General features: G+C 64.5%; 22 protein-coding genes and 3 pseudogenes. 15 read left to right on the plus strand and 10 right to left on the minus strand.

The features are described from left to right. Positions 1-49: 49 nt before the first annotated feature. From FOM02_RS19015 to FOM02_RS19025, 3 genes and pseudogenes are all read left to right on the plus strand, one after another. Positions 50-1,438: a class II 3-deoxy-7-phosphoheptulonate synthase gene (locus tag FOM02_RS19015; protein ID WP_027557253.1), complete on the plus strand. Its 1,389-nt coding sequence runs from the start codon at positions 50-52 to the stop codon at positions 1,436-1,438. A 4-nt stretch (positions 1,439-1,442) separates the two neighbouring features. Beyond that, the gene (locus tag FOM02_RS19020; protein ID WP_027557254.1) at positions 1,443-1,796 is read left to right on the plus strand and encodes a diacylglycerol kinase; all 354 of its coding nucleotides are present in this window, start codon (positions 1,443-1,445) and stop codon (positions 1,794-1,796) included. A gap of 105 nt (positions 1,797-1,901) precedes the next feature. Further along, positions 1,902-3,658 (plus strand): annotated as a pseudogene (locus FOM02_RS19025) (NAD+ synthase). Positions 3,659-3,671: 13 nt separating this feature from the next. Here FOM02_RS19025 and FOM02_RS19030 read toward each other — a convergent pair. From FOM02_RS19030 to FOM02_RS19050, 5 genes are all read right to left on the minus strand, one after another. After that, positions 3,672-4,064: a cytochrome C oxidase subunit IV family protein gene (locus FOM02_RS19030; RefSeq protein ID WP_027557256.1), complete on the minus strand. Its 393-nt coding sequence runs from the start codon at positions 4,062-4,064 to the stop codon at positions 3,672-3,674. A gap of 9 nt (positions 4,065-4,073) precedes the next feature. After that, the gene (locus FOM02_RS19035; RefSeq protein ID WP_027557257.1) at positions 4,074-4,796 is read right to left on the minus strand and encodes a heme-copper oxidase subunit III family protein; all 723 of its coding nucleotides are present in this window, start codon (positions 4,794-4,796) and stop codon (positions 4,074-4,076) included. A 14-nt stretch (positions 4,797-4,810) separates the two neighbouring features. Then, positions 4,811-5,509 (minus strand): cytochrome c oxidase subunit 3, encoded by a 699-nt coding sequence (locus FOM02_RS19040; protein WP_027557258.1) that lies wholly within the window; start codon positions 5,507-5,509, stop codon positions 4,811-4,813. Then, positions 5,506-7,284, minus strand: a complete 1,779-nt coding sequence (locus FOM02_RS19045) for a cbb3-type cytochrome c oxidase subunit I (RefSeq protein WP_027557259.1) — start codon at positions 7,282-7,284, stop codon at positions 5,506-5,508. The genes FOM02_RS19040 and FOM02_RS19045 overlap by 4 nt, the downstream gene beginning before the upstream one ends. 78 nt (positions 7,285-7,362) lie before the next feature. Continuing rightward, a complete protein-coding gene (locus tag FOM02_RS19050; protein ID WP_027557260.1) occupies positions 7,363-8,196 on the minus strand; it encodes a cytochrome c oxidase subunit II in 834 nt (277 codons plus the stop codon). Between the two features lie 530 nt (positions 8,197-8,726). Here FOM02_RS19050 and FOM02_RS19055 point away from each other — a divergent pair. Beyond that, a complete protein-coding gene (locus tag FOM02_RS19055) occupies positions 8,727-9,635 on the plus strand; it encodes a DUF2189 domain-containing protein (protein WP_027557261.1) in 909 nt (302 codons plus the stop codon). A 54-nt stretch (positions 9,636-9,689) separates the two neighbouring features. On the opposite strand, the gene FOM02_RS19060 is transcribed toward FOM02_RS19055, so the two are convergent. Continuing rightward, complete coding sequence (locus FOM02_RS19060) at positions 9,690-10,895, minus strand: DUF2865 domain-containing protein (protein ID WP_027557262.1); 1,206 nt, start codon at positions 10,893-10,895, stop codon at positions 9,690-9,692. 143 nt (positions 10,896-11,038) lie between these two features. Further along, the gene (locus FOM02_RS19065; RefSeq protein ID WP_027557263.1) at positions 11,039-11,344 is read right to left on the minus strand and encodes a hypothetical protein; all 306 of its coding nucleotides are present in this window, start codon (positions 11,342-11,344) and stop codon (positions 11,039-11,041) included. A gap of 286 nt (positions 11,345-11,630) precedes the next feature. Here FOM02_RS19065 and cysS point away from each other — a divergent pair, with 286 nt between their 5' ends. From cysS to FOM02_RS19085, 4 genes are all read left to right on the plus strand, one after another. After that, the gene (cysS, locus tag FOM02_RS19070) at positions 11,631-13,010 is read left to right on the plus strand and encodes a cysteine--tRNA ligase (protein WP_027557264.1); all 1,380 of its coding nucleotides are present in this window, start codon (positions 11,631-11,633) and stop codon (positions 13,008-13,010) included. Positions 13,011-13,125: 115 nt separating this feature from the next. Further along, positions 13,126-13,617 carry a GNAT family N-acetyltransferase gene (locus tag FOM02_RS19075; protein WP_027557265.1) on the plus strand — a complete coding sequence of 164 codons (492 nt, stop codon included), beginning with the start codon at positions 13,126-13,128 and terminating at the stop codon, positions 13,615-13,617. Continuing rightward, positions 13,614-15,212, plus strand: a complete 1,599-nt coding sequence (gene cimA, locus FOM02_RS19080; protein WP_027557266.1) for a citramalate synthase — start codon at positions 13,614-13,616, stop codon at positions 15,210-15,212. Before FOM02_RS19075 ends, cimA begins: the two co-directional genes overlap by 4 nt. A 113-nt stretch (positions 15,213-15,325) precedes the next feature. After that, positions 15,326-15,703, plus strand: coding sequence for a VOC family protein (locus tag FOM02_RS19085; protein WP_027557267.1), 378 nt, complete (start codon positions 15,326-15,328; stop codon positions 15,701-15,703). A 61-nt stretch (positions 15,704-15,764) separates the two neighbouring features. Here the strand turns inward: FOM02_RS19085 and FOM02_RS19090 are convergent, their stop codons facing one another. Further along, positions 15,765-16,370 (minus strand): TIGR00730 family Rossman fold protein, encoded by a 606-nt coding sequence (locus FOM02_RS19090; protein ID WP_027557268.1) that lies wholly within the window; start codon positions 16,368-16,370, stop codon positions 15,765-15,767. Between the two features lie 201 nt (positions 16,371-16,571). Between FOM02_RS19090 and FOM02_RS19095 the strand changes: the two are divergent. The 4 genes and pseudogenes from FOM02_RS19095 to FOM02_RS19110 form a co-directional block, all read left to right on the plus strand. Beyond that, positions 16,572-18,491, plus strand: a pseudogene (locus FOM02_RS19095) (ABCB family ABC transporter ATP-binding protein/permease); the annotation flags it as partial. A gap of 146 nt (positions 18,492-18,637) precedes the next feature. After that, positions 18,638-19,336, plus strand: a complete 699-nt coding sequence (locus FOM02_RS19100; protein ID WP_027557270.1) for a phosphatidylserine decarboxylase — start codon at positions 18,638-18,640, stop codon at positions 19,334-19,336. Between the two features lie 85 nt (positions 19,337-19,421). After that, positions 19,422-20,303, plus strand: coding sequence for a CDP-alcohol phosphatidyltransferase family protein (locus FOM02_RS19105; RefSeq protein WP_027557271.1), 882 nt, complete (start codon positions 19,422-19,424; stop codon positions 20,301-20,303). A gap of 122 nt (positions 20,304-20,425) precedes the next feature. Further along, positions 20,426-21,145, plus strand: a complete 720-nt coding sequence (locus FOM02_RS19110; RefSeq protein WP_027557272.1) for an RraA family protein — start codon at positions 20,426-20,428, stop codon at positions 21,143-21,145. Positions 21,146-21,162: 17 nt separating this feature from the next. Here the strand turns inward: FOM02_RS19110 and FOM02_RS19115 are convergent, their stop codons facing one another. Further along, positions 21,163-21,456: a hypothetical protein gene (locus tag FOM02_RS19115; protein ID WP_027557273.1), complete on the minus strand. Its 294-nt coding sequence runs from the start codon at positions 21,454-21,456 to the stop codon at positions 21,163-21,165. Positions 21,457-21,573: 117 nt separating this feature from the next. Then, a pseudogene (gene plsY, locus FOM02_RS19120) lies at positions 21,574-22,251 on the minus strand (glycerol-3-phosphate 1-O-acyltransferase PlsY). A gap of 300 nt (positions 22,252-22,551) precedes the next feature. Between plsY and FOM02_RS19125 the strand changes: the two are divergent. The 3 genes from FOM02_RS19125 (at position 22,552) to FOM02_RS19135 (ending at position 26,244) form a co-directional block, all read left to right on the plus strand. Then, positions 22,552-23,325, plus strand: coding sequence for a motility protein A (locus FOM02_RS19125; RefSeq protein WP_018645542.1), 774 nt, complete (start codon positions 22,552-22,554; stop codon positions 23,323-23,325). A gap of 21 nt (positions 23,326-23,346) precedes the next feature. Beyond that, complete coding sequence (locus tag FOM02_RS19130; protein ID WP_027557274.1) at positions 23,347-24,177, plus strand: OmpA/MotB family protein; 831 nt, start codon at positions 23,347-23,349, stop codon at positions 24,175-24,177. Positions 24,178-24,345: 168 nt separating this feature from the next. After that, positions 24,346-26,244 carry a potassium transporter Kup gene (locus tag FOM02_RS19135; RefSeq protein WP_027557275.1) on the plus strand — a complete coding sequence of 633 codons (1,899 nt, stop codon included), beginning with the start codon at positions 24,346-24,348 and terminating at the stop codon, positions 26,242-26,244. Positions 26,245-26,311 lie beyond the last annotated feature (67 nt).

A 26,311-nucleotide genomic window follows, 5' to 3' on the forward strand; every position in this document is an offset into this window, starting at 1 on the left:
CGCAACCCATAGATCAGGTTGCACTTTTTTGCTTCACGGAGAGATTGCGATGTCCGAGCGGTGGACGCCCGAGTCCTGGCGCAGCAAGCCGGTGCTACAGGTGCCCGAATATCCCGACGCCAAGGCCCTGGCCGACGTCGAGGCGCAGCTTGCGACCTTTCCGCCGCTGGTGTTCGCCGGCGAGGCGCGTAACCTGAAGAAGGCCTTGGGCCGCGTTGCGGCCGGCGAGGCCTTCCTGCTCCAGGGCGGCGACTGCGCCGAGAGCTTTGCCGAGCACGGCGCCAACAACATCCGCGACTTCTTCCGCGTGCTCTTGCAGATGGCGGTGGTGCTGACCTATGCCGGCGCCGTCCCCGTGGTGAAGGTCGGCCGTATCGCCGGCCAGTTCGCCAAGCCGCGGTCGTCGCCGACCGAGAAGCTGAACGGCGTCGAGCTGCCGAGCTATCGCGGCGACATCGTCAACGACATCGCCTTCACCAAGGAAGCGCGCGTGCCGGACCCGCAGCGCCAGCTGATGGCCTATCGCCAGTCGGCCGCGACGCTGAACCTGCTGCGCGCGTTCGCGACCGGCGGCTACGCCAATCTCGGCAGCGTGCATGAATGGATGCTTGGCTTCCTGAAGGATTCGCCGCAGTCCCGCCGCTACAAGGAGTTGGCCGACCGCATTTCCGATGCGCTCAACTTCATGCGCGCCTGCGGCCTTGACCTCGAGAGCCATCCGGAGCTGCGCGCCACCGATTTCTACACCAGCCACGAGGCGCTGCTGCTCGGCTACGAGCAGGCCATGACCCGGGTCGATTCCACCACCGGCGACTGGTACGCGACCTCGGGCCACATGATCTGGATCGGCGACCGCACCCGCCAGCTCGATCACGGCCATATCGAATATTTCCGCGGCATCAAGAACCCGATTGGCCTGAAGTGCGGCCCCTCGCTCAAGCCCGACGAACTGCTCAAGCTGATCGACGTGCTCAACCCCGACAACGAGCCGGGCCGGCTGACGCTGATCGACCGCTTCGGCTCCGACAAGATCGGCGAGCACCTGCCGAACATGATCCGCGCCGTCCAGCGCGAGGGCAGGGTGGTGGTCTGGTCGTGCGATCCCATGCACGGCAACACCATCACCTCCACCACCGGCTACAAGACGCGGCCGTTCGACCGCATCCTGTCCGAGGTGAAGTCGTTCTTCGCGATCCATGCCGCCGAAGGCACCCATGCCGGCGGCGTGCATCTGGAGATGACCGGCAAGGACGTCACCGAATGCCTCGGCGGCGCCCGCGCGATCACGGACGAGGATCTCAACGACCGCTATCACACGGTCTGCGATCCCCGCCTCAACGCCGAGCAATCCATCGACATGGCTTTCCTGGTCGCCGAGCTGCTCAAGCAGGAACGCGCCGGCAAGGTCAAGCCGATGCCGGCCGCAGCGGGGCTCTAAGACTTTGCTGCGGATCTGGAAGGCCACGATCAATTCACGCAACGGTCTGGCCTTTGCGTTCCGCTCGGAGCAGGCCGTCCGCGAGGAGATTTTTGCGCTCCTGTTGTCGCTGCCGCTGGCCTGGCTCGTCGCCGCGACCGCGATGCGCGCGGTCGAACTGGTCTGCTCGGTCGCGTTCGTGCTGGTGGTCGAGCTGCTCAACACCGCGATCGAGAAGCTCGCCGACCGCCTCACCATGGATCACGACAAGCAGATCGGGCGGGTCAAGGACATGGGCTCGGCCGCGGTCGGCGTCGCGCTGCTGATGGCCGGCGCGTTCTGGATCATCGCCATCGTCGAGCGTCTGGGGTTCCTCTAAAGCGCGCATTGCGCTTTAGTTTTTTGTTTGAGCATGATCCTTTCGAAAAGCCGCCTCACACTTTTCCGGATCACGCTCTAGCCACGAGATCGGAGCGCTGTGGCCATGACCGAACGTCTCAACGCATTCGCGGTCACGCTCGCCCAGCTCAATCCGGTCCTGGGCGATATCGAGGGCAACGCCGCCAAGGCACGGGCCGCGCGCGCGCAGGCGGCCGCGGACGGCGCCGATCTCGTGCTGTTTCCCGAATTGTTCATCGCCGGCTATCCGCCGGAAGATCTGGTGCAGAAGCCGGCCTTCCAGGCCGCCTGCCGCGCCGCGATCGAAGCGCTGGCGCGCGAGACCGCCGACGGCGGACCGGCGATGCTGGTCGGCACGCCCTGGGTCGAGGACGGCAGGCTTCATAATGCCTGCGCGCTGCTCGACGGCGGCCGCATCGCCGCGCTTCGCTTCAAATGCAACCTGCCGAATTACGGCGTTTTCGACGAGAAGCGGCTGTTTTCGCGCGGGCCTGCCGCGGGCCCCGTGACCGTGCGCGGCGTGCGCATCGGCGTGCCGATCTGCGAGGACATCTGGCTGGAGGAGTCCGAGGACTACGAGAACGTGGTCGAGACGCTGGCGGAGACCGGCGCCGAGATCATCCTGGTGCCGAACGGCTCGCCTTACGCTCGCGACAAGAACGATGTGCGCTTGTCGGTCGCGGTGGCGCGCGTGACCGAGAGCGGCCTGCCGCTGGTCTATCTCAACCAGGTTGGCGGCCAGGATGAGCTGGTGTTCGACGGCGCGTCCTTCGTGCTCAACGGCGATCTCTCGCTCGCGGCGCAACTGCCGGCGTTCGAGGAGAGCATCGCCACGCTGCGCTTCACGCGTAACGGGGACGATTGGCGCTGTACCGGTCCCATCGCGGCGCAGGTCGAGGGCGACCGCGCCGACTACGCCGCCTGCGTGCTCGGCCTTCGCGACTATGTCGCCAAGAACGGCTTTCCCGGTGTGCTCCTCGGCATCTCCGGCGGCATCGATTCCGCGCTGTGCGCGGCGATCGCCGTCGATGCGCTCGGCGCCGATCAGGTGCATGGCGTGATGCTGCCCTATCGCTACACGGCCGCACATTCGATCGCGGACGCCGGCGAGCTCGCTGGCCATCTCGGCATCCGCTACGAGGTTTTGCCGATCGCGGAAGCCGTGACCGGGTTCGAGACGATCCTGTCGGGCATCTTCAAGAACCTGCCGCCCGATATCACCGAGGAAAATCTGCAGGCCCGCACCCGCGGCACGCTGCTGATGGCGATCTCCAACAAGACCGGGCTGATGGTGGTGACGACGGGCAACAAGTCGGAAATGTCGGTCGGCTACGCCACGCTCTATGGCGACATGAATGGCGGCTTCAATCCGATCAAGGACATCTACAAGACGCAGGCGTTTCGCCTGGCGAGCTTGCGCAACGGCTGGAAGCCTGAGGACGCGCTCGGGCCCGCAGGTGAGGTGATCCCGCCTGATATCATCACGCGTCCGCCGACGGCGGAGCTGCGCGAGAACCAGACCGACCAGGACTCCCTGCCGCCTTATGACGTGCTCGATGCGATCCTGGAGCGCCTCATCGAGCGCGAGGAGCCGCTCGAGGCGATCATCGCCGCCGGCTTCGACCGCGACACGGTTGCCCGCATCGACCATCTGCTCAACGTCGCCGAATACAAGCGCCGCCAGGCGCGCCCGGCGTGAAAGTGACGGCGAGGAATCTCGGCCGCGACCGCCGCTATCCCATCACCAACCGCTTCCGCGACAAGGGCGAGAAGCTGCCCGCGCCCGACGAAACGCTGGTCTCGCGCGGCAACAAGGCGTCGATCGACGCGTTCGAGGGCTGAACTTCAGCGGGCGCTACGACGGGGTTGCGAAGAACAGCACCCGCAGCAAGTGGGTGTATTCGGATTCGAGCACCATGATCGACACAAACACCAGCACCGCGATCGGCGGCAGCAGGATGGCATAGGCGAGGGCTAGTCGCTCCCAGGCCATGTGCATGAAGACGGCGACGATCAGGCCGGCCTTCAACATCATGAACAGCAGGATCAGCGACCACCTCAGATAGCCCTGCAGGCCAAAGTAGTCGACGAGGTAGGAGCACGTGCTGAGGACGAACAGCCAGCCCCAGACCACGAGGTAGAGCTTGATCGGGTGCTGTTGCCCCTTGGCGTGCACGGCTGCTGTTGCGACTGCGCCGTGCGCCGGAGCGTGGAGCTGGCCTTCCATGTGTACCGTCGCGTTTGTCATGCGCCGACCTCACCAAAGATAGAACAATGCAAAGATGAACACCCACACGAGATCGACGAAGTGCCAGTACAGGCCCATGATCTCGACGATTTCGTAATAGCCCTTGCGGCTCGTGAAGAAGCCGCGCCGCTCGACGTCGAAGTCGCCGCGCAAGACCTTCCGCGCGATCGCGATCAGGAAGATCACGCCGATCGTCACGTGGGTGCCGTGGAAGCCGGTGATCATGAAGAAGCTTGCACCAAACTGTGGTGCACCCCATGGATTGCCCCAGGGCCGGACGCCCTCCATGATCAGCTTGGTCCATTCGAACGCCTGCATTCCGACGAAGGTCGCGCCGAAGGCCGCCGTGACCAGCATCAAGGCCGCGGTTCTGACGCGATCGCGGCGGTAGCCGAAATTGACAGCCATCGCCATCGTGCCGCTGCTGCTGATGAGGATGAAGGTCATGATCGCGATCAGGATCAGCGGAATCTGCTTGCCGGCGAAGTTGAGGGCGAAGACTTCGCTTGGATTCGGCCACGGCACGGTCGTCGACATGCGCGCCGTCATGTAGGAGAGCAGGAAGCAACTGAAGATGAAGGTGTCGCTGAGGAGGAAGATCCACATCATGGCCTTGCCCCAGGACACGTTCTTGAAGGCGCGTTGATCGGACGCCCAGTCGGCGGCGATGCCGCGCCAGCCTTCAAGCCGCGCGGGCGATTGGCCTGAATGTGTCAGTACGGTCTCGGCCATCTGGTCTCGCCTCCCTAGCTCAGCAATTGGCGACAGATGTTGACGAAATCGTCGGTCCAGCCCGTGAGGAGACCGAGCAGGACAAGCCAGACCAGCAGCAGGAAATGCCAGTAGATGGCGCACAGTTCCACGCTCAAGCGCGTGTCGGGGGCGCCACGCCACACCTTGGCCGACGTTCGCCCGAGGGCGACCAGGCCACCCGTCAGATGCAACCCATGCACCGCGGTCAACAGGTAGAAGAAGGAATTCGCCGGATTGGACGCCACGAAATATCCGGCTGCCCCGAGCCGTTGCCAGGCCAGGAGCTGTCCGGCGAGGAAGATCACGGCAGATGCTCCGCCAGCGAGCAGTCCGATCTTGACGTTCTCGGTATCGTGTCGCCCGGCAGCCACGTACGACCATTGCAGCGCGGCACTGCTCAGGAGCAGGATGCCGGTGTTGACCCACAGCAGCCGCGGGACCGGCAGCGGCCGCCAGTCCACCACACTCATGCGCATCGAGTAGGCGCTGATGAAGAGGACGAATAATGCGCTCGCGACGGCGAGAAACACGCCAAGTCCGACCTTCGCTGCCGGCCAGGACATGCTATCGCCGCCGGGGAAGTCACCGGCGGGGCCTTCCTCCAGCCAGGGCTTGGCCGTCAGCCGCTGCTGCGACAGCCACCATCCGGCGATCATCGCAAGCACAGTCAGGAACAGGATGATGGCGCTCACGAAGCAGCTCCCTGAACGAGCTGCGTCGCGCGTGGCGGCTGGTTCTGCGGAATGAAGTCCTCCGCGGCGCCGGGCACACTGTAGTCATAGGCCCAGCGGTACACGACCGGGAGCTCCTTGCCCCAGTTGCCGTGTCCAGGGGGCGTCTCCGGCGTCTGCCACTCCAGCGTCGTCGCCCGCCACGGATTGCCGCCTGAGGCCTCACCTTTGAACAGGCTCCAGGCAAGATTGAACAGGAACACCATCTGGCTGAAGCCGACGGTCAAGGCCACCACGGAGATGAAGGCATTCAGTGAATGGGCCGAGGACGGGATGAACGCCGTGTCCCCGAGTTCGAAATACCGGCGCGGAACCCCGAGCAGTCCGAGATAGTGCATGGGGAAGAAGATCAGGTAGGCGCCGAGGAAGGTGACCCAGAAGTGAAACTTGCCGAGGACGTCGTTCAGCATCCGCCCCGTGACCTTGGGGTACCAATGATAGATCGCGCCGAGCACGACCATGATTGGCGCCACGCCCATCACCATGTGGAAATGCGCGACCACGAACATGGTATCCGAGAGGGGCACGTCGACGACGACGTTGCCGAGGAAGAGGCCGGTGAGGCCGCCATTCACGAAGGTGATGATGAAGCCGAGTGCGAACAGCATCGGCACCCTGAGATGAATGTCGCCGCGCCACAAGGTCAGCACCCAGTTGTAGACCTTGATCGCGGTGGGGATGGCGATGATGAGCGTCGTGGTGGCGAAGAAGTACCCGAATTGCGGGAACATGCCGCTCACATACATGTGGTGCGCCCATACGATGAAGCTGAGCGCGCCGATGGCCACGATCGCCCAGACCATCATGCGGTAACCAAAGATGTTCTTGCGGGCATGCGTGCTGATCAGATCGGAGACGATGCCGAAGGCGGGCAGGGCGACGATGTAGACCTCGGGGTGGCCGAAGAACCAGAACAGGTGCTGGAAGAGCAGCGGACTGCCGCCGCCATATTTCGAAAGCTGTCCCATCTCGACGAGGGAGGGCATGAAGAAGCTGGTTCCCAGGAGACGGTCGAGCAGCAGCATGACCGAGGCAACGAAGAGGGCAGGGAATGCCAAGAGCGCCATGACGGTCGCCGTGAAAATGCCCCACACCGTCAGCGGCAGGCGCATCAACGTCATGCCGCGGGTGCGCGCCTGGAGCACCGTGACCACGTAATTGAGCCCGCCCATGGTGAAGCCGATGATGAACAGGATCAGGGACGACATCATGAGAATGATGCCCCAATCCTGCCCGGGCGTTCCGGAGAGGATTGCTTGCGGCGGGTATAGCGTCCAGCCGGCGCCGGTGGGGCCGCCGGGCACGAAGAATGTCGAGGCCAGCACCAGGACTGCGAGCAGGTAGACCCAGTAGCTCAGCATGTTCACATAAGGGAAGACCATGTCCCGGGCGCCGACCATCAGCGGGATCAGGTAGTTGCCGAAGCCGCCCAGGAACAATGCGGTGAGCAGATAGATCACCATGATCATGCCGTGCATGGTGATGAACTGGAGGTACTGGTTGGCATCGATGAAAGAGAAGGTGCCGGGGAATCCCAGTTGCAGTCGCATCAGCCACGACAGCACCAGGGCCACCAGCCCGATGGCCGTGGCCGTCAGCGAATACTGAATGGCGATCACCTTGGCGTCCTGCGAGAAGACATACCGTGTCCACCAGCTCCTTGGATGATAGAGCTCGACATCAGGTACTTCGGCAGGCGGGATGCCTGCGATCCCTTCATATGGAATATCGACCATAGAAACCTCCTCGGTCGTTTCCATCGGGGGTGAGGCGTTGGCCTCGTGCACCCGATCCGTCTTCGCAGCGGCAGCTCGCTACTTGCCACCGGATTGGTATGTCGCCTTCACCACAGCTTTTGCCGGCGACAATTCGGCAAACGTCTTTTGTTGCTCCAGCCAAGCGTGATATTCGCGCTCTTCGTCGACGATGACCTTGGCCCGCATCTGATAATGAGCAGCGCCACAAAGCTCCGCGCACAGAACGTCGAACGTTCCGGTTCGGATCGGCGTTATCCAGAAAAAGGTCACCATGCCCGGAACCATGTCCATCTTGGCGCGGAATTCGGGCACGTAGAAATCGTGCAGGACATCAACCGAGCGGAGGAGGACCTTGACCGGCTTTCCCATTTGAAGGTGCAGGTCGCCGTTCTCGATCACGACGTCGTCCTGCGCGTGCGGGTCGTCACGATTGAGTCCCATCGGATTGTCGGACGCGATGTTGCGGACATCGGATGTGCCCAACCGCCCATCCTTGCCTGGAAGGCGGAAGCTCCATTGCCATTGCTGGCCCATGACCTCCACCTCGGTGGCATCCGCAGGCACCGTCACGAACTGGTGCCAGACCACGAGGCCAGGCGCCAGCATGGCCGCGACTCCGACGCCGGTCCCGACGCTCAGCCACCATTCGAGCCTTTTGTTTTCCGGATTGTAGTCAGCCCGTCTTCCGTCTTTGTGGTGAAAGCGAAAGATGCAATAGGCCATGAAGGCGATGACCGCGACGAAAACGAAGCCGGTGATCCAGAACGTGATGTTGATGGTGTGGTCGATATAGGCCCAGTTCGTGGCGATCGGCGTCCACCACCACGGGCTGTAGAGGTGAAACAGCACCGAGCCGATCGCGACCAGAAGCAGTATCAGTGCGACAGCCATCCTGATCCATCCTTGCCATCGAAGGCTACGGATACGAATCCAGGGCGGAGCTCATGTCGCGATGGCTGGCCTTTCTTGGCTGGCATCTATGCCATCGCCGGCCTCTTGCCTCGCCCCTTCTACCGGTCGCGAAATCAACAGAACGCTCGCGACCAAACTCTAAGGGCGTCTGCGTCTAAAATGATACCAGCCCAATCCGGCGTCAATAGAGCAATGCGGGTGCTCCGACATGGCGTGGTTGCCATCACCCGGGCAGTCGACAAAGCATCAGGTGCATGTTGGGTGGCGGCGTTCCGGGCGATGCAACGCACAAATCAGGTGCATATTCACCTAACCGTGAGCGCAGCCGTGCCCCGCGCGCGCTAAGCTTGCGGGGCAGGTCGCGACGGGTTCCGTCCGGCCAGGCTCTTTTCGCTGAACCTGACTTGTCGTACTCGGCCCACCGCGTTTCCTGCTCGACAGGCGGATGCGCGTGGCTGGAAAGCGCGCGTGATCGAAAACCGCGATTTTCAGCACGGGAGGGTCCGTTCATGGCCACTCTGTACTCCCACGACGTCATCAGGCGGCACGTCTTCGGCGAAGCGGCCTCCGATCCCATTCGCAAGATCAGCTTGTCCGACCTGACCGAGGCGCTGCGCCTGGGTTGGGAGGATTTCCAGGCGATGCCGAGCCACGCGATCGTCGTGTGCGTGATTTATCCCGTTCTCGGCCTCGTCCTGTTCAGGATGGTTCTCGGCTATTCGGTGCTGCCGCTCCTGTTTCCGCTGGCTGCCGGCTTTGCCTTGATCGGCCCTTTTGCCGCGATCGGTCTCTACGAACTCAGCCGGCGTCGCGAGCGCGGCGAGCAGGTCGATGCATGGGATGCGATCAAGGTGCTGCGCGCACCGTCGTTCGGCGCAATGGTCGAACTCGGCGTGCTCCTGCTGGTCCTGTTCGGGGCCTGGATCGGTGTCGCGAACGCAATCTATGTCACGATCTTCGGTCACGCGGCGGCCGCAAGCATTCCCGACTTCGCAACGCGCGTGCTGACGACGCCGGAAGGCTGGTCGCTCATCGTCGTCGGTTGCGGTGTCGGCTTCCTGTTTGCGGTTGTGGCCTTGTGCGTCAGCGTCGTGTCGTTTCCGTTGATGCTCGACCGGCATGCGACTGCGATCGACGCGATCCGCACGTCGCTCCGAGCGGTGGCGGAGAATCCGGTTGCGATGGCCGGATGGGGCCTCATCGTCGCGGCACTGCTCGTGATCGGCTCGCTGCCGTTCTTCGTCGGTCTCGCTGTCGTCCTGCCGGTGCTCGGTCACGCCACCTGGCATCTCTATCGGCGGGTGGTCGAGCCGAATCCAAATCCACCGGACGAGCTGCCGCCGCCCCCGAAGGGAAAGCGCTACGCAGCGGATTTTCCGGCCAATCTCTTCCCGTGGAGCCGCGAGGGTGAGCAGTAACCGCGAAGCGGCCGCGCCTGGCGACCGCCTTCACAGGACATGACGGATTAGGGCTTACTTCTGCTGTTGCGGCAGGAAGGTCGGCCCGACCGAGCGGATCGGCTTGTTCTCTGAGGACGTCGTCGCCGCGCCGCTGTCCGCCGGCGGCGTTGCCGCAGGTGCGGTGGCCGTCGTCGGCGCGGGCGCCGCGCCCTTCTTGCCATTGGCAGGCTGCGGCGTGCCCTTGCTGAGCCGCTGCTGCTGCATCTTCTTGGCGCTCTCCTCGGTGACGATGATGTCACCCTGCTGCTCGGCGGCGGCCTTGTCGTCGGCCGATTTCAGCGCGTCGGCCCAGGTCTGGCCGGCGGCCTTGCAGGAGCAGGACGGGTTGAACTCGCTGCGGAATTTGAACGCGGTCGGCAGCGCCGTGTAGGGCTGGCCGGCGGTGGAGACCGCCGAGTTCATGTCCTCGCCGGGATTGCGATGGGTGTAGAGCACGGCTTCCGCGGCCGGGCACAGCGCCTTGCAGGTCTTCTCGTCGTCGGCGAAGCGCGCCGGTACGGTCGCGAACGAGATCGGGAAATAGGCGCCGTCGCAGGTGCGCACGCACACGGTGCGATAGGTGCCCGACTGCGGGCCGAGATCGGCCGGCGGCACGCCTTGAGGATTGTTGGGGTTGTTGTTGCCGCCGAACAGATTGCTCAGGAAGTTGCCGCCGCCTTGCGATTGCGCGGCGTTGGCATATTGCGGGCCGCAATTGTTCTGTGCGAGCGCCGCCAGCACCGAGCGGCGCTGATTGTCGCGCTCCGGGCTGAAGCCGCCGGGGCCGCCGCCGCGCAGGCGCTCGAGATTGCCGGTGATCTGGTCCAGATTGGCGCGCATCTGCTGGATCTGGGTGTTGACCGGGCCGCATTGCGCCGACTGGCCGTTGAACAGCGAGAAGAAGCCGGAGGAATCGCAGCCCATGCGCTTGGCCTGCATGGTGACGCGGTCGAGCTCGGCCTGCTGGCGGCTCTGGGATTCCTGATAGCGGCGGATCTGGTCTTCGCGCGCGGGGTCGCCACCGCCGCCGCCGCGATCGAGCGCGGCGAGCTGGCCTTCCAGCCGTGAGCACATCGGGTTCGGCCCGAGCCCGTTCTGGCCCGGCTGCGGCGGCGGCCCTGGGGGCGGGCCGGCCTGCGCGAAAGCGCCGTTGGCGAGCATGACGGTGCCGAGGAGCACGGTGCAGGCAAGGAGGGAGCGGGCACGGGAGAGAGAGAGAAATTCAGGCATATCCGCCATTCTAGCGAGGTCACGGCCCAATGTGACATTCCAAGTGAGTTTGGAGGGCCGAAGCGCGCCCTCCCATAGCCGCTTCCTGCGGCATCGTCACGTCGTTTCAGGGGCCAAAGATCGGGCCTAAGGTACGCCAGCTCCGAGCGAATTCAGCGCTGGCAGGTGATTGCGACATATTCGTCGCAATGGCCATGGGAGCAGTTTGCGCCGGTTTTGGGGACAGACCCGGTAATTTCGTCAGGATCAACCCGCCGATAGCTCGATGCCTGGGCAAAATCCCGTGACTGGCAATAGGTCCGCGCGACCTGTGCGCCGCATTTGTCGCCCTTGGCCAGGCACTGGTCGATGCCGTAGCCGTCCGCCTGGTTGGCGATGATGAAGACACGGGTCTCGGCCAAAGCGCCGGATGCCGCAAGGATGGAGGCACAGGAAATGAGCGCAAATATCGATCGCATGGAAATACCGGGGCTTTGGGGAACCGCCAGCTTCTGAATAGTCTCAAAAGGTTAAGGATGACGAACCATGAAGGCGGCGAGGCCGCGCTTTGCGGAAATAAAGCGGCATTTTCGCGGCTCCCTTGACGCAGGGCCGCCTCATGGCCCATATGTTCCGGCATGAACGGTCTCCTCGCCATTTGCATCATTTGCGAGATTACGAGCTAGCGATTCGCTGGCTGGAGCCGTCTTTTCTCAAACACATTGAGAGCACTGGACGCCCGGCCAACAGCCGACGGGTATCCATATGGAATTACGCCTCTACGATACGCTGAGCCGGGAAAAGCGCACGTTCGTGCCGCTCGATGCGAAGGACGTCCGCATGTATGTGTGCGGACCGACCGTCTACGACTTCGCCCATATCGGCAATGCGCGGCCGGTGATCGTGTTCGACGTGCTGTTTCGGCTGCTGCGCCATCTCTATGGCGAGGCGCACGTCAAATACGTCCGCAACATCACCGACGTCGACGACAAGATCAACGACCGCGCCGCGCGCGATTTTCCCGGCCTGCCGCTGAACGAGGCAATCCGGAAAGTGACCGAGCAGACCGGCAAGCAGTTTCACGCCGATGTTGACGCGCTCGGTGCGCTCAGGCCGAGCGTCGAGCCGCGCGCAACCGAGCACATCGTCGAGATGCGCGAGATCATCGAACGGCTGATCAAGGGCGGCTTCGCCTATGCCGCCGAGGACCATGTGTTGTTCTCGCCGCAAGCAATGAACGCGGCCAATTCCGGCTTGCCGCGCTACGGCGCGTTGTCCAACCGCTCGCTGGACGAGATGGTCGCCGGCGCCCGTGTCGACGTTGCGCCCTACAAGAAGGGCAATACCGACTTCGTGCTGTGGAAGCCGTCCAAGCCGGGCGAGCCGTCATGGCCGTCGCCGGCCGGCATCAAGGCCGAGGGTCGTCCCGGCTGGCACATCGAGTGCTCCGCGATGGCGTGGAAGCATCTCGGCGAGCACTTCGACATCCACGGCGGCGGCATCGATCTCGTGTTTCCACATCACGAGAACGAGGTCGCGCAGACCTGCTGCGCCTTCCACCAGGAGCGCATGGCGAACTACTGGATGCACAACGGCTTCCTGCAGGTTGAGAGCGAGAAGATGTCGAAGAGTCTCGGCAACTTCATCACCATCCACGAGCTGCTCCAGGACTGGCCGGGCGAGGTGCTGCGTCTGAACATGCTGAAGACGCATTACCGCTCGCCGATCGACTGGACCATGAAGTCGCTGGAAGAGAGCGCCAGGACGCTCGATGACTGGTATCGCGTCGCGGCCGACGTTGCACCCGGTAAGCCCGCGGCATCCGTGGTCGAGCCGCTGCTTGACGATCTCAACACGCCGCTCGCGATTGCAGCGCTGCACGGCTTGCGTGGCGATGCCGATGCATTGTCGGGTTCGTTGCGCCTGCTTGGGTTCCTTTCCGAGAGCGCTGCGCAATGGGAAGGGCGCAAGCAGCAGGCAAGCGGCGTCGATGCCGCGGAGGTCGAGCGGCTGATCGCGGAGCGGACGGCGGCGCGTGGTCGGAAGGACTTCAAGGAGTCCGACCGCATCCGCGATCTGCTGGCGGCGATGGGCGTTGCGATCAAGGACTCCAAGGACGGAACGACCTGGGAGATCGCGCGATGAAACGGCCCGACACGCCGTTCCCGCGGCACTGGCTGTATTACATCGCGCTGAAAATCCTGCTGCTCGGCGCCGCCGTGGCGATCGCGCTGAAACTCTATGGGATGTGGTGAGGACGATGGGACAGAGTTTGCCAAAGCCCGGCCTGCGGCCGTTCCTGCCGGATGACGTACCGGTGCTCGCCGCGATCTTCACCGCCAGCATCGAGGAGCTGACCGGCGACGACTATAGCGAGGCGCAGCAGCAGGCCTGGATGGAGGCTGCGGAGGACGAGGAGTTCGGCAAGCACCTCGCCTCCGACCTGACCCTGATCGCGACACTGGAAGGCTCGCCCGTCGGCTTCGTCTCGCTGCGCGGCACCGATCATATCCGCATGCTCTATGTGCATCCGGCCGTCGCCGGGCAGGGCATCGCGACCATGCTGGTCGACGCGCTGGAGAAGCTCGCCGGCAGCCGCGGCGCAACGGCTCTGACCGTCGATGCCAGCGACACCGCCCAAAACTTCTTCGCCAAGCGCGGCTACACCGCCCAGCGGCGCAACAGCGTCACCATCAATGACGAGTGGCTCGCCAACACCACCATGAAGAAGACGCTCGGAGCGCCGCAATGAGCAAAGAGCGCCTCTATCTGTTCGACACCACGCTGCGCGACGGCGCGCAGACCAACGGCGTCGATTTCACGCTGACCGACAAGCAGATCATCGCGGCGATGCTGGATGATCTCGGCATCGACTATGTCGAGGGCGGCTATCCCGGCGCCAATCCGCTCGACAGCGAATTCTTTGCGGCGAGGCCAAAGCTCAATCATGCGCGCTTCACCGCCTTCGGCATGACGCGGCGGGCAGGGCGCTCGGTCTCCAACGATCCCGGCGTTGCCGGGCTGCTCGAGGCCAAGGCCGACGCGATCTGCTTCGTGGCAAAGTCATCGGCCTACCAGGTGCGCGTCGCGCTGGAGACGACGAAAGAGGAGAACCTCGCCTCGATCCGCGACAGCGTCGCGGCGGCGAAGGCCGCGGGCCGCGAAGTCATGCTCGACTGCGAGCATTTCTTCGACGGCTACAAGGAGGATTCCAGCTTCGCGCTTGCCTGCGCCAAGGCCGCTTATGAGGCCGGCGCGCGCTGGGTGGTGCTGTGCGACACCAATGGCGGCACCATGCCGAACGAGGTCGAGGCCATCGTCACCGAGGTGACAAAACACATCCCCGGCGACCATGTCGGCATCCACGCCCATAACGACACCGAGCAGGCGGTGGCGAATTCGCTCGCCGCGGTGCGCGCCGGCGCGCGGCAGATCCAGGGCACGCTCAATGGCCTCGGCGAGCGCTGCGGCAACGCCAATCTCTGCTCGCTGATCCCGACGCTGAAACTGAAGAAGGAGTTTGCCGACGTCTTCGAGGTCGGCGTCACCGCAGAGAAGCTGACGACGCTCGTCAAAGTCTCGCGCACGCTCGACGACATGCTCAATCGCGTGCCGAACCGGCATGCGGCTTACGTCGGCGAGAGCGCCTTCGTCACCAAGACCGGCATCCACGCTTCCGCCGTGCTGAAGGATCCGCAGACCTACGAGCACGTCCTGCCCGAGACGGTCGGCAACCACCGCAAGGTGCTGGTGTCGGACCAGGCCGGCCGCTCCAACGTCATCGCCGAGCTCGATCGTGCCGGCATTCCCTATGAGAAGAGCGATCCGAAGCTGACGCGGCTCGTCGAGGAATTGAAGGAGCGCGAGGCACAGGGCTACGCCTATGAATCCGCCAATGCCTCGTTCGAGCTCCTGGCGCGCCGCACGCTCGGGAAGGTGCCGCATTATTTCGAGGTCGAGCAGTTCGACGTCAATGTCGAGCAGCGCTACAATTCGCACGGCGAGCGCGTCACCGTCGCCTTGGCGGTGGTCAAGGTTGACGTCGCCGGCGAGCGCCTGATCTCGGCGGCCGAAGGCAACGGTCCCGTCAACGCGCTCGACGTCGCGCTGCGCAAGGATCTTGGCAAGTACCAGAAATACATCGATGGCCTGAAGCTGATCGACTACCGCGTGCGTATCCTCAACGGCGGCTCCGAGGCGGTCACGCGCGTGCTGATCGAGAGCGAGGACGAGAACGGCGACCGCTGGACCACGGTCGGGGTGTCCCCGAACATCATCGACGCCTCGTTCCAGGCGCTGATGGATTCGGTGATCTACAAGCTCGTGAAATCGGGCGCGCCGACGTAAGACTGTGTGCCGTCATTCCGGGGCGCCTCGAAGAGGCGAACCCGGAATCTCGAGATTCCGGGTTCGATGCTTTGCATCGCGGAATGACAGAGGGAGGCAGGGGAGCGCGTCACATGATCGACCACATCTCCGTCGGCGTCAGCGATCTCGATCGCTCCGCAAAGTTCTACGAGGCCACACTCGCAACGCTCGGCCTTACGCGTCTCGTGACGCGGCCGCGGACGGTCGGCTTCGGCAAGGCCTATCCGGAGTTCTGGATCAATCTTCGCGAGGGTATGCAGCGCGTTGGGCCGGAGAGCGGGGTGCACATCTGCCTGCGGGCAAAGACCACGGCCGAGATCGATGCGTTTCATGCCGCCGCGGTGTTCGCCGGTGGTGTCTCCGACGGCGCGCCGGGCCTGCGGCCACACGACCGTGTGCGCTATTACGCAGCCTTCGTTCTCGATCCCGATGGTAACCGGATCGAGGCGGTGACGTTTCCGAGCGAGTAGAGCATGATCCGGAAAAGTGTGTAGCGGTTTTCCGGAAAGATCATGCTCAAACCAAGCGCTCTTACAGCCTGCGCGCGACTTCCGGGGCGAGCTGCTTTTCCGCCTCGGCGATCTGGGCTGCGGCCGCCTTCAGCTTCGGCAAGATCTCCTCGACGCGATCGGCCTTGAGGATGTCGACCGAAAGGCCGGCGCGGATGAACTCGGTCTGGCGCATATGCGACAGCAGCGAGAACAGCGGCTCCCAGAAATTGTCGATATTGGCGAGCAGCACCGGCTTGGCGTGACGGCCGAGCTGCTTCCAGGTCAGCTGCTCGACCAGCTCTTCCAGCGTGCCGACGCCACCCGGCAGCGCCACGAAAGCGTCGGAGCGCTCGAACATCAGCCGCTTGCGCTCGTGCATGTCGGGGGTGACGATCATCTCCTGCACGCGCGTCAGCGCGTTCTCGCGCTTGCGGAGGAATTCGGGGATGATGCCGGTGACCGTGCCGCCGTGATCGAGCACGGAGGTCGCGACCGAGCCCATCAGGCCGAGCGAGCCGCCGCCATAGACGAGGCGGATGTTGTTCTCGGCGAGGGCCTTGCCGAACGCCTTGGCGCCTTCGGTGAAGCGGGGATTGGTTCCGGGGCCGGAGCCACAATAGACACAGACGGTTTTAATGGTGCTCATTGGTGTCATGATGCATTGCAGCGAAGGGGCGTCAAGCCCAATCGGTGATTCGACCTGACCGGGAATCTACCGGTAAATGGCGACAAACAATCGAAGATTCGCCATCTGGCGGGGTGCGCTGGCATCGGGAAGGCTCTATATGACGGGCGAAAACCGTTAATCGCAGCGACGTCCGCATCCGGCGGGCTTTCAGGCTTCTTGATGGACCAACCTCAATCGTTCGACGGCGCCGACGTTCCTGAACCTGCCGGCGGAGCGCCGGCCGGGGCCACCTTGATGGGCACGCTGGCGCATCTGTGGCCCTATATCTGGCCGGGCGACCGCTTCGACCTGAAGATGCGCGTGGTCTGGTCGATGGTGCTGCTGCTCGTGGCCAAGCTGATCACGCTGGCGGTCCCGTTCAGCTTCAAATGGGCGACCGACGCGCTGACCGGCGCCAACACCGCGCCGGTGGCGGCCGACAATTGGCACCTCTGGGTGATCGCCTCGCCGCTGCTGCTCACCGCGAGCTATGGCGCGATGCGCATCCTGATGGCGGTGCTGACGCAATGGCGCGACGGCATCTTCGCCCGCGTCGCCATGCATGCGGTGCGCAAGCTCGCCACCATCACCTTCGTCCACATGCACGAGCTGTCGCTGCGCTTTCACCTCGAGCGCAAGACCGGCGGCCTGACGCGCGTGCTCGAGCGCGGCCGCGAGGGCATCGAGGTCATCGTGCGCATGGTGATCCTGCAGCTGATCCCGACCATCGTCGAGGTCTCGCTGCTGATGGCGGTGCTGCTCTGGCAGTTCGACTGGCGCTACGTGGTCGCAACCCTGATCACGGTCACGGTCTATATGTACTACACCTACATCGCGACCGAGTGGCGGATCGGCATCCGCCGCAAGATGAACGATTCCGACACCGAGGCGAACACCAAGGCGATCGACTCGCTGCTCAACTACGAGACCGTGAAGTATTTCAGCGCCGAGACCCGCGAGGCGCAGCGCTACGACAAGTCGGTCGCGCGCTACGAGGAGGCGAGCGTCCACACTTACACTTCGCTGGCCGTGCTCAACACCGGCCAGGCCGTGATCTTCACGCTCGGGCTAACCGCGACCATGCTGATGTGCGCGATCGGCGTGCGCAACGGCACCAACACGGTCGGCGATTTCGTGCTGGTCAACGCCATGATGATCCAGCTCTACCAGCCCCTGAATTTCATGGGCATGGTCTATCGCGAGATCAAGCAGGCGATCATCGACATCGAGAAGATGTTCGGCGTGCTCGGCCGCGAGGCCGAGATCAAGGACGTCCCCGGTGCGCCGCCGCTGACCGTGTCCGCCGGCACGGTCCGCTTCGAGGACGTGCGCTTTGCCTATGAGCCGACGCGGCCGATCCTGAAAGGCATCAGCTTCGAGGTGCCGGCCGGCAAGACGGTTGCGATCGTCGGTCCGTCCGGTGCGGGCAAGTCGACGATCTCGCGTCTCTTGTTCCGCCTCTACGACGTCTCCGGCGGCAAGATCCTGATCGACGGCCAGGACATTCGCGAGGTCACGCAGGCCAGCCTTCGCGCCTCGATCGGCATGGTGCCGCAGGACACCGTGCTGTTCAACGACACCATCCGCTACAACATCCGCTACGGCCGCTGGGGCGCCAGCGATGCCGACGTCGAGGAGGCGGCGCGCCTCGCGCAGATCGACCATTTCATCCGCATGGCACCGATGGGCTACGAGACGCAGGTCGGCGAGCGCGGCCTGAAACTGTCCGGCGGCGAGAAGCAGCGCGTCGCGATCGCGCGCACCGTCTTGAAGGCGCCGCCGATCCTGGTGCTGGACGAGGCGACCTCGGCGCTCGACACCCATACCGAGCACGAGATCCAGGGCGCGCTCGACCGCGTCGCCAGGAATCGCACCTCGCTGGTGATCGCACACCGGCTCTCGACCATCGTCGGGGCCGACGAGATCATCGTGCTGGACCAGGGCCGCATCGCCGAGCGCGGCACCCACGCCAAACTGCTGGCGCACGGCGGCCTCTATGCCAGCATGTGGAACAGGCAGCGCGAGGCCGAGGCGGCGCGCGAGAAACTGGCCCAGATGGCCGACAGCAGCGAGGCGCCCAACCGGGAGCCGCCGCCGGTCGCGAGGCGCCCAACCGGGAGCCGCCGCCGGTCGAAGACGCCCTCGCGGCGCCGGCGGCCGCGGAGTGACCTTGTCTCCGGTCCCAACTCTGGCCTAAACAAGCCCGCGCAACGACCCGTGCCATTAACCTCGAGCGGCAGATACCGATGTCCATTCTCGATTCGATCCAGCGTCAGATCCCGCCGATCCACAAGGAGGGCTATCCCTTCATCGGCGGCTTTGCGCTGGCAAGCCTGATCCTGTTCTGGCTGTGGTCGCCGCTGGGCTGGATCGGCACGATCCTGACCGTGTGGTGTGCGCTGTTCTTCCGCGATCCCGTCCGTGTGACGCCGGTGCGCGAGGGGCTCGTGGTGTCGCCGGCCGACGGCCGCGTCTCGATGATCACCATGGCGCTGCCGCCGGCCGAGCTCGGGCTCGGCGACCGGCCGCTGCCGCGCATCTCGGTGTTCATGAGCGTGTTCAATTGCCACGTGAACCGCAGCCCGATCGCGGGCAGGGTGGACCGCATTGCGTACCGGCCGGGCCTGTTCATCAATGCCGAGCTCGACAAGGCGAGCGAGGACAATGAGCGTAACTCGCTGGTGATCTCGACGCCGACGGCGCGGATCGGCGTGATCCAGATCGCAGGGCTGGTCGCCAAGCGCATCGTCTGCTTCGTCAAGGAGGGGCAGGCGATCGGCGCCGGCGAGCGTTTTGGCCTGATCCGCTTCGGCTCGCGGCTTGACGTCTATCTGCCTGTTGGCACCAAGGCGCTGGTATCGGAAGGCCAGACTGCGATCGCCGGCGAGACCATCCTGGCGGATCTTGCCGGCGACGACCCGAGCCGCGCTTTCCGCGCCAATTAACCAAAAGCCTGTCCCTGGGGGCCTTCGGCCGCAATGGCGGAGGGGGACGCGGCTTGCTATATCTCGCCTTGAGGTGAGGACAGCCATGACGCCCTATGATTTGAGAGATCCCGATGTACGCCGCCGGCGGTTCCGCCCGATCCCGGTGCGGATGCTGGTGCCCAACGTCATCACGCTGCTGGCGATCTGCGCCGGTCTCACCGCGATCCGCCTGTCGATCGAAGGACGGATGTCGCTCGCGGTCTACGCCATCGTGTTCGCGGCCGCGCTCGACGGCATCGACGGCCGCGTTGCGCGCCTGATCAAGGGCCAGTCGAAATTCGGCGCCGAGCTCGACAGCCTCGCCGACTTCGTCAATTTCGGCGTCGCGCCCGGCCTGATGCTGTATTTCTGGCAGCTGCACGAGCTCGGCAATGCCGGCTGGATCGCCGCGATGGTGTTCGCGATCTCCGGCGGCCTGCGGCTTGCGCGCTTCAACGCCACCATGGACGATCCGAACAAGCCGGCGTTTGCTGCCAATTTCTTCACCGGCGTGCCGGCGCCGGCCGGCGCCATCACGGTGCTGCTGCCGATCTATGTCGCGTTCCTCGATCTCGGCCGCTGGCCCGTCGCGGTGACGGCGGCCTATACGCTGCTGATCGCCTTCCTGATGGTGTCGCGCCTGCCGGTGTTCTCGGGCAAGACCAAGCGCATGCGCGTGCCGCCCGAGCTGGTGCTGCCGGCGTTCGTCGCGGTGATCGTCTTCATCGCGATCCTGATCGCCTATCCCTGGCACGTGCTCTCGATCGGGACGGTGCTGTATCTGCTCTGCCTGCCGCTCGGCTACAAATCCTATCGCGACCAGGCGCGGGCAACGGAGGCCGCTGCGCCTGCCGGCGGCGAGGTGCCGTCGCCGCCGTCGGCGCCGACGCTGGCAAATCTGTCCGACCCGCCGCACGACGACGATCGTCCCGGCCGGCTGCACTGAGCGGGCCCACGCGGATATCTGCCATGAGGACGTCCCGATTGGGTTGAGACCCGATCTCGGCTATATCGCCCTGTGCCGGCGGCACCGCGCCAACAGCGGCCGCCAATCTGGGAGAGAACGCCGTGACTGATACCGCGACCGGGCCGCTGCCCGCTTCCGTCCTCGAAGCGCTGGGCCGCTATGACACGCCGACGATCTGCAATGCCATGGAGATCGTGGCGCCCGAACGCCGCCTGATCGGCTACACCACCAAGCAACTGGTCTGCCCGTTCCCCGACCTGCCGCCGATCGTCGGCTACGCCCGCACGGTCGCGATCCGCTCGGTGCTGAAATCGTCGTTGCCTCCTGAAGAGCAGTCGAAGCGCCGCATCGAATATTACGAATATGTCGGCACCGGCTTTGGCCCGCGCATCTCGGTGATCCAGGACATCGACGGTCCCGATGTCGGCTACGGCGCGTTCTGGGGCGAGGTGCAGAGCAATGTGCACAAGGCGCTCGGTTGCCTCGGCGTCATCACCGACGGCTCGATCCGCGACATTCCGCAATGGGCCCCTGGCTTCCAGGCATTGGCCGGCTCGATCGGCCCGTCGCATGCATGGGTGCATGCGGAGAGCTTTGGTGGCGAAGTGCGCGTCGCCGGCATGACGGTGAAGTCCGACGACCTCATCCACGCCGACCAGCACGGCGCCATCGTGATCCCGCTCGATGTCGCCGCAAAGCTGCCGGAGGCCGCCGAGCTTTGCGGTCGCCGCGAGACGCCGATCCTGGAGATCGCGCGCAGCCCCGACTTCTCGCTGGAGAAGCTCAAGGCCGCGCTGAAGCGCTCGGCGGAGATTCACTGAGCGGGCGATGAAACGGCCTACGGCTGCGACGCCGGCCGTAGGCCCTGCTGCTCTGTCAGAAACAGGGCGGCCTGATCCGGCTCGCCGAACACCGCGGCGGCGCATCCGATCAGGGTGAAGCCGCCCGCGAGATCCCACAGCGTGATCTCATCCGTGCTGTCGGAACTGTGAAGCAAGCGCGCCGCAACCACGGCGAAGGCGGCCTCGACGAAGAGCAGCGCGCTGAAGGCCGGAAGTACGAGCTCCGGCGCGAGCAGATGAAACGCCAGCACCGCGGGGAGCGCGGTGAGAAGACTGAACAGCGTCAACATTGCGATGGCTCCCGCGATGGAGCAGGCCGCAGGGCCATAGGATACTTCATTGTCTCTCGCGGCGGATGTGGCGCAGGGCCGCAGCCGCCTGGAAGCAGCTGACGTCTCGGCAGTTCCTTACGATCCCGACCTGATTTCTGGACTGAATTGTCCGAACCGCGGCTCTGTCCCTGCGAGCAGCCGTTGAATGTTGGCGCGGTGGCGGACGATCACGTAGATGCCGCCTGCAATCACGAGTAACCGATAGGGTAGCGGTTACTCCAGGCCGCAGACGAGGGCGATCGCAGTCAGCGCGGCCACGATCGAACTCAGCGACACAATGCGAGAAGCAGCCAACACAACGCCAAAGGCGATTGCAGCCCCCAAGCCGACTGGCCAGGACATTGCCAGCAGGGCGCCGAGCCCGGTCGCAGCGGATTTGCCGCCTGTGAAGTTGAGCCAGATCGAAAGGCTGTGCCCCAACAGCGCGGCAAGTCCAGCAAGGCACACGGCCCAGGCGATCCAGGTTTCCAGATCGAGCACGGTCGGCGTGACAGTTGGCGATGTCGAGAGCCAACGATAGAACCAGCGGGCGAAGACGATCGCCGCGGCGCCCTTCAGCACATCGACCAAAAGCACGACCAGCGCGGGCCATTTCCCGAGAGTGCGCAACACGTTTGTCGCGCCGGTGGATCTGGAGCCGTGCTCACGGATGTCTATGCCTCGAAGCAGCTTCCCCGCCAGGTAGCCCGTAGGCAGAGAACCGAAGAGGTAAGCGATCGCCGACCCAATCGCACCCGCTATCCAGAAACCCATCAGATTCACCTCGACGCTTTGTATAAGGCAATCGGTCACGGCTGCGCGCTATCGAGCCCATGCCTCGACGCCGGAGACATTATCGCCTGCTGCCGCAATCATGGTTAGTGAAACGTTGAGATTCCTGTCGGCAGCCGGCAAAGCCGGCGTCCCTCAGCGTGCTGCGCCGGTCCGGCGGTCCCGTTCAACTTAACCTTTACGCGGCTTTAAGGGCGGCGCTCTAGGGTTTCCGATGCGGTTCGGGGTTGGGCCGCGCCATCGGCCAGGACGGCCGTTGTTGCGGACGCGTTGGAGTCTCCCATGGATATCATGACGGGCGTTGGGCTCACGGCCGGCATCATCGTCATCACGGCGATGATCTTCATGGGCGGCGACCTCCACATGTTCATCTCCGAACATGCGATGATCATCATCTTCGGCGGCTCGATCTCCGCCACCATGATCCGCTTTCCGCTCTCGGCGCTCCTGCACGGCCTTCCGCTCGGCGCCAAGTTCGCCTTCACCATGAGCCGGCTGTCGGCGCACGACCTCGTCGACGAGCTCGCTCGTATCGCCGAGATCGCCCGCAAGCAGGGCCCGGTCGGCCTCGAAAAGGTCGAGACCGACGAGCCGTTCCTGGCCAAGGGCATCCGCTACGTCGCCGACGGCTACGACCTCGACTTCATCCGCGACAATCTCGAGCGCGACCGCGACAACTTCCTGATGCACCTCGACGAGGGCAGCAAGATCTACCGCGCCATCGGCGACTGCGCCCCGGCCTTCGGCATGATCGGCACCCTGATCGGCATGGTGCAGATGTTCGCCAACATGACCGACCCCTCCAAGCTCGGCCCGTTCATGGCGACCGCGCTGCTCGCGACGCTCTACGGCGCGCTGGTCGCCAACCTGTTCTGTCTGCCGATCGCCGACAAGCTGCACGGCAAGCTGCTGGACGAAGAGACCAACCGCACCCTGATCATCGACGGCATCCTGATGATCCGCGACTCCAAGAGCCCGACGCTCGTGCGCGAAATGCTGCTGGCCTATCTGCCGGAGAAGCATCGTCACGCCGAGGGCGAGCCGGTGCCGGCGTAACGCCCGCCGGGATCTTGCGAGATGGCCAAGAAGAAGCGCGGCGATGCTCACGGCGGTGGTCACGGCTGGTTCGTGACCTTCGCCGACCTGATGGGCCTGATGATGAGCTTCTTCGTGATGCTCGTCGCGTTCTCGACGCAGGACGCCAACAAGCTGAAGATCGTCGCCGGCTCGATGCGCGACGCCTTCGGCGTGCAGAGCGAAGCGCGCTATGCGGGCATCGTCGAATCCGACGGCCTGCCGACGCGCCCGCGGCTGAAGAACGTCGACCACATCCAGCCCGAGGATGCCTCCAACACGCCGACCCCGGACCAGGAGGATCGCGACAAGACCTCCGGCGCGAAGATCAAGGTCGATCGCAATTTCGCGCTCGCCGCGGCCTCGCTGCGCCAGGCCTTGCAGGACATGCCGGAACTAACCGAGATGTCCAAGCACATCATGTTTGAGGAAACCAAGCAGGGTCTTAACCTCGAGATCGTCGACCAGGATGGCCGCTCGATGTTCGCCGACGGCTCCAAGGTGCCGTACGACCGCACCCGCCGTCTGATCGAGAAGCTCGCGATCCCGCTCAAGGCGACGCCGCTGCGCGTCTCCATCGCCGGCCACACTGCGGCCGGATTCGTGCCGACTCGCAGCGACTACGGCGCCTTCGACCTCTCGGCCGACCGCGCCAACGCCGTGCGCCAGATACTCGAACGCGAGGGCCTGCCGCCGTCCCACATCTTCGCCGTCTCCGGCAAGGCGGACACCCAGCCGCTGTTTCCGGACGATCCCTCGCTCGCGGCCAACCGACGGGTAACCATCACCCTGATGCGCGAAGATCCGCCGCTGCCGCCGAATCTGAAGCCGTAACCCCTTGCGCTACCATTCTACCTGAGGCATCTCGTCGCGCAGGCGACGGCGTGGCTGCGCCGTCACAGCATCTGCCGCTGCGCCTGCTATGTTGTGCCAATTGACACGCGCGCAGGAAGCGTCAAAAGGCGCCGGATCAATTCAAGGGAAGAAGCGTTTTCCACCCTCATGGCGGCGAGCATTACATCGACCGAGGCCCAGGAAGGGCCGGTCAAAACAGGCTTTTGGGCGCTCACGCTCGGGAGCATTGGCGTCGTCTTCGGCGATATCGGCACGTCGCCGCTCTACGCATTCCACGAGGCGGTACGGGGCGCCGCCGGTGGCGAGCCGGTCTCGCGGGTCATCGTGCTTGGCGTGCTCTCGCTGATCCTGTGGGCGCTGTTCATCGTCGTCACCGCCAAATACGTCCTGCTGCTCTTGCGCGCCGACAATAACGGGGAGGGCGGCACGCTCTCGCTGATGGCGCTCGGCCAGCGCGCGCTGGGGCGGCGAAGCTGGTTCCTGCTAGCGCTGGGCGTGGTCGGCGCCTCCATGTTCATCGGCGATTCCATGATCACGCCGGCGATCTCGGTGCTGTCGGCGGTCGACGGACTGAAGCTCGCAACGCCTGCGTTCGAGCACTATGTCGTGCCGCTCACGGTCCTAATCCTGGCGCTGCTGTTCGCGGTGCAGAGCAAGGGCACCGCGCTGGTGGCCTCGGCGTTCGGGCCGGTGATGGTGATCTGGTTCACCTGCCTTGCGGTAATGGGCGCCGTCCACATCGCCGACGATCCGACGGTGCTGGCGGCGATCAATCCCTATTACGCGCTGCAATTCCTGTTGTCGCACGGCACGATTGGTCTCGTGACGCTCGGCGCCGTGTTCCTGGCGGTCACCGGCGGCGAGGCGCTCTACGCCGATCTCGGCCATTTTGGCCGCAAGCCGATCCAGTCGGCCTGGATGTTCTTCGTGCTGCCCTCGCTGTTGATCAACTATTTCGGACAAGGCGCCCTGGTGCTGTCTGATCCCAGCGCGATCGAACATTCCTTCTATCGTATGGTGCCCGAGAGCCTCGTGCTGCCGCTGGTTGGCCTTGCGACCGCGGCCACCGTGATCGCGAGCCAGGCGGTGATCACCGGCGCCTATTCGCTGGTCTATCAGGCGGTGCAGCTCGGCCTCCTGCCGCGCTTCGAGGTGCGCTACACCTCCGAGACCCATGCCGGTCAGATCTATCTGCCGCGGGTGAACCGGCTGCTGCTGATCGGCGTGATGCTGCTGGTCCTGCTGTTCCACACGCCCAGCAATCTGGCTTCGGCCTATGGCATCGCAGTCTCCACCACCATGGTGGCCGACGGCATCATGGGCTTCGTCGTGATCTGGAAGCTGTGGAATTGGCGCGCCGCGACCGCCGCGGTCGTGATCCTGCCCTTCGTCATGGTCGACATGACCTTCTTCAGCGCCAATCTGCTCAAGCTGCTCGAAGGCGCCTGGGTGCCGCTGCTGTTCGGTGCGGCCATGGCGGGCACGATCTGGACATGGCGGAAGGGCTCGGGAATCCTGATCCAGAAGACGCGCCGGATCGAGGTGCCGCTGGACGACCTGATCCGGAGCCTGGAGAAGAGGCCGCCGCACATCGTCAAGGGCACCGCGGTGTTCCTCACCAGCGATCCCGCCTTCGTGCCGACCGCGCTGCTGCACAATCTCAAGCACAACAAGGTGCTGCACGAGCACAACGTGATCCTGACCATCGAGACCGCGCATACGCCGCGGGTCGATCTCTCCGAACGGTTCCGGATGGAGAAGATCAGCGACAAGTTCTCGAAGGTCCGCCTGCGCTTCGGCTTCATGGAGCAGCCGAACGTGCCCAAGGCGCTTGCGATCGCACGCAAGCAGGGCTGGCAGTTCGACATCATGTCGACGTCGTTCTTCGTGTCGCGGAGGTCGCTGAAGGCGTCGGCCCAGTCGGGCATGCCGCTGTGGCAGGACCATCTGTTCATCGCCCTGAGCCGGTCCGCCAACGACGCCACCGACTATTTCCAGATTCCCACCGGGCGGGTGGTTGAAGTCGGAACCCAAGTGACTATTTGAAAACGCAACTGCTGAACCCATGCGAAATTCGCATGGCGAGGGCCCAGAATCGGGCTAGGCTATGCCG

The sequence above is a fragment of the Bradyrhizobium sp. SEMIA genome (assembly GCF_014844175.1).
Taxonomy (GTDB): Bacteria; Pseudomonadota; Alphaproteobacteria; order Rhizobiales; family Xanthobacteraceae; genus Bradyrhizobium; species Bradyrhizobium arachidis.